This is a genomic window from Roseomonas sp. GC11, assembly GCF_024437745.1.
Classification (GTDB): domain Bacteria; phylum Pseudomonadota; class Alphaproteobacteria; order Acetobacterales; family Acetobacteraceae; genus Pseudoroseomonas.
Map to the genome: position 1 here is coordinate 1 of NZ_JANFNY010000165.1, position 3,469 is coordinate 3,469.

Annotated in this window: 2 protein-coding genes; both read right to left on the reverse strand. The window is 72.9% G+C overall.

Annotation, left to right across the window (positions count from 1 at the left end; translation table 11 throughout):
- Positions 1-226 precede the first annotated feature (226 nt).
- Positions 227-1,354, reverse strand: coding sequence for a tripartite tricarboxylate transporter substrate-binding protein (locus NON00_RS24210; protein ID WP_256025361.1), 1,128 nt, complete (start codon positions 1,352-1,354; stop codon positions 227-229).
- Positions 1,344-2,924: a methyl-accepting chemotaxis protein gene (locus tag NON00_RS24215; RefSeq protein WP_256025362.1), complete on the reverse strand. Its 1,581-nt coding sequence runs from the start codon at positions 2,922-2,924 to the stop codon at positions 1,344-1,346. Before NON00_RS24215 ends, NON00_RS24210 begins: the two co-directional genes overlap by 11 nt.
- Positions 2,925-3,469 lie beyond the last annotated feature (545 nt).

Sequence of the window (3,469 nt, forward strand, 5' to 3'; positions counted from 1 at the left end):
GCGTTCTCGGAGAGGTCGCGGGCCTGGGCCAGGGCGGGCAGCGCCATCACGGCGGCGGCGAGGGTCAGGGCGCGCAGAGCGGAGAAAGTGGTCATCGTCAGGGTTCCTTTCGGGGTGCGGGGATGTTCCCCGCTGTTGACGAAGAGATACCCCGCCCCACCCATCGCGATCCAATGCCGATTACCGATATCAATCATCGGCCCTGACGATGAATGCGTGCCCCGCTTCAGCTCTCCACCGAGAAGCCGGTTTCGCGCACCCGCCTTTCCCAGATGCGGCTTTCCGCCTGCAGCAGGGCGGCAAAGGGCTCCTCCGGGATCAGTTCCGGGGTCAGCATCAGCCCGGAGAGAAAGGCCGGGAAGCCCGGGTACTGGCTCAGCACATGCAGCGCCTCGCGCCAGAGCTGGTGCTGCTCCGGCGTGTAGTGGTTGCCGATGAACAGGCCATAGCGGTCCACGCCATCCTGCTCCCGCAGCCCGAAGGCCTCGCGCGTGCGAACCCCGGCCAGGGCCGGCGGCGGGGTCTGGGCGCTCATCGCCAGGATGCGGATCTCGCCCGCCTGATGCGCCTGCATCGCGTCGGAGAGCGGCAGCATCACCGCCTCCATCCGCCCCGCGGCCAGTTCCGCCAGGATCTGATACACCCCCGGAACCGGCAGCGGCAGGAAGCGCAGCCCGTTGCGGCGCGCCAGCAGGACAGAGAGGAAATGCGGCGCCGAGCCCAGCGCGGGAATGCCGATCTCCACCTCCCGGTGCATCATCCGCGCCCGCTCCAGGAAGGCGTCGAGATCGCGCGCGGGGTGCCGGGCATCGACCGCCAGGGCGAAGCTGATGGAGGCCAGGCTGAGCATCGGCCGGAACTGCGCCAGGGGTTGCACTCGCCCCGGCGGGCGCAGCGCGTGCGGCAGCAGGGTGAAGAGGCTGCTCGGCAGCAGCAGCAGGGCGGAGCCGTCCCGCGTTTCCAGAATCGCTTCCATCGCCCGCAGGCCGGCGCGGCCGGGCAGGCGCTCCAGCACCACCGGGCGGCCCAGATGCCGTTGCAGGTGGCCGGTGCAGAACAGGCTCAGCTGCTCCATCGTGCCACGGCCGATGAAGCCGATGACGAGCCGCAGCGGCGCCTCGCCCCTGGCCCGGCGCGGCAGGGCGGCGGCGGCGAGCAGCCCGGCCAGCGCCACCCGCCGCCCCGGAGGCCGGACCAGCCCGGCCCCCGGCAGGCTAGGCTGTGCCATGGTATTGGGGGCCATGGTATTGGGGGCCATGGTGTTGGGGGCCATGGTGTTGGGGGCCGTGGTGTTGGGGGCCGTGGTGTTGGGGGCCGTGGTGTTGGGGATCGGGGTGTTGGGGTCAGGCGGCATGCCGCATCCCCTCGGCCAGGGTTCCGAAGCAGGCGGCGAAATGCTCCATCTCGGCATCGCTCCCGAACACGAAGGCCAGATGCGCCGCCCGGCTGGTGGCGACGACGCGGAAGGCCACCGGCGGCAGCCCCGCCACCACCAGCGTTCCACGCTGGCCCCGCGGCATCGCCGCCCCCTCCAGCGCCGCGCCGAGCGGCGAGATGTCGCGCAGCCGGGCCTGCAGCACGCCCTCGGGCGCCAGCTCGACGCGGGCGGGCATGTCCACCACCTGCCGCGCATGCTGGCGCCGCTCCACCGAGGCCAGCGCCACCCGCACCACGCCATCCAGCCGTTCCTGCAACCCGCCCAGCGTGGTCAGCACCTGGCCGGAGGCGTCATGCATCTGTGAGACGCGGCGGCGGTTCTGGTCGATCTCCTCGCTGGCGAGGCCGATGCGGTCCTGCGCCTGGCGCGCATGGCCGGCGGCGGCGGAGACGGAGCCGGCGATCTGCCGCACCGCCTCGCTCTGCTCCTCCATCGCCCCGGCCAGGGTGGCGGCCACCTCGTCCAGCTCGATGATGCTGCCGCCGATATCGTCCATCGACTGTGTCACCTGCCCGGTCTGGTCCTGGATCTGTTCCAGCCGCTCGGCGATCTCGGTGGTGGCGTGGGCGGTGCGGGAGGCGAGGTTCTTCACCTCCCCCGCCACCACGGCGAAGCCCTTGCCCGCCTCCCCCGCGCGCGCCGCCTCGATCGCGGCGTTGAGCGCCAGCAGGTTGGTCTGCCGGGCGATCTCGTGGATCAGCCGCGAGACCTCGGCGATCTTGGCCACGATGGCCTCCAGCTCGCTGAACATCGCCCGCGTGCGGCGGCTGCGCTCGGCGATGCCGCGCGTGGCGGCCGCGGCGCGGGTGATCTGGCCGGTGATGCGGCCGATCGCCTCGGCCATGGCGCTGGTGCGCTCGGCGGCGAGGTCGGCGGCATGGGCGGAGGTATCGGCATCGCCGCTGGCCTCGCCCGCCTCGCGCTCCACCCGCCCGGCGGAGCGGGCGACCTCATCGGCATGGCTGCCCAGGCTCTCGGCGCGCTCGGCCATGTCGCGCACCAGCGCGGCGGCATCGGTGCGGATGCGCTCGGCCATCTCGCGCATCGCGGCGCGGCGCTCCTCATAGAAACGCTCGCGCTGGCGGCGCTGCAACTCCATCATGTTTTCGCATTCGCGGATATGGTCGCGCATGTCGCGCAGCTGCAGCACCACGGGGGCGAGGCCGGGCAGGAGCTGGGCGGGGGGCTGGTCTTCCCCGGGCGCCTGCGGGGCATCCTCCGGCGCGGGGGCGAGCTGGGCCCAGAGCAGCAGGGCGCGCAGCCGTGCCGCCGCCAGCAGCCCGCCCAGCCCGAGCATGCCCAGCGCCAGCGCGGCGCCGAGCAACAGCAGCCCCGCCCCGCCGCCCGCCAGCCAGGGCGGCAGCAGCCCGGCCAGCAGCGCCAGCACCAGAAGGGCGGCCAGGGCAGGGGCATGCAGCCTGCCATCGCCTGGCCGGCGCCCGCGCAGGGGGGCAGCGGAAAGGCGGCTGGCGGGGCGTGTCTGCATCGGCTTTTCCGTCGCGGCCAGGGGTCAGCCAGGGGTGGGCGGCCAGGGAGAGGCGGACAGGTTGGAGAGGCGAAAGCGCGAGGCGCGGAGCACATCGCGACACCGCCGTATTTTCGCTCAACAAGATCATTTCGCAGTGAATGTCAGCGGCTGATAACAGGTGATGAACCCGGCGCGTGGAGAGGGTCCGGAAAGGCCCGCCGGGGCATATTTCCCTTGCCGTTGGGATTTTTTCGCATAAAGTGCGCTCAGGTTTCGCAATCGGCAGAAGGCTGAGCAGCGCATGGCCCCTCGCGCCCCCCATATCCTGGCGCGTCCCGCCCACGGGCCGGATCAGGGATTCACTCCGGGATCCACCCCTGGGGCGGCCGCGTGGCGCATGGCGCCGCGCCGCCCTGCCCCTGTCCTCCCCCCGTTTCCCGCATCACGGGCATCCGCGCCGGGGCTTCCCGCCGGCCTGGGGGAGGCCGCGCCATGAACCGCCCGACGCTGCCCCCGCGCCCGCCCACGCCGCGCCCCGCCGCGCGCCCCGCCCCGGCCGGGCA

Coding starts and splice junctions, on each gene's coding strand:
- NON00_RS24210 (WP_256025361.1), bottom strand. CDS start 1,354: ATGCCGCCTGACCCCAACACCCCGATCCCCAACACCACGGCCCCCAAC.
- NON00_RS24215 (WP_256025362.1), bottom strand. CDS start 2,924: ATGCAGACACGCCCCGCCAGCCGCCTTTCCGCTGCCCCCCTGCGCGGG.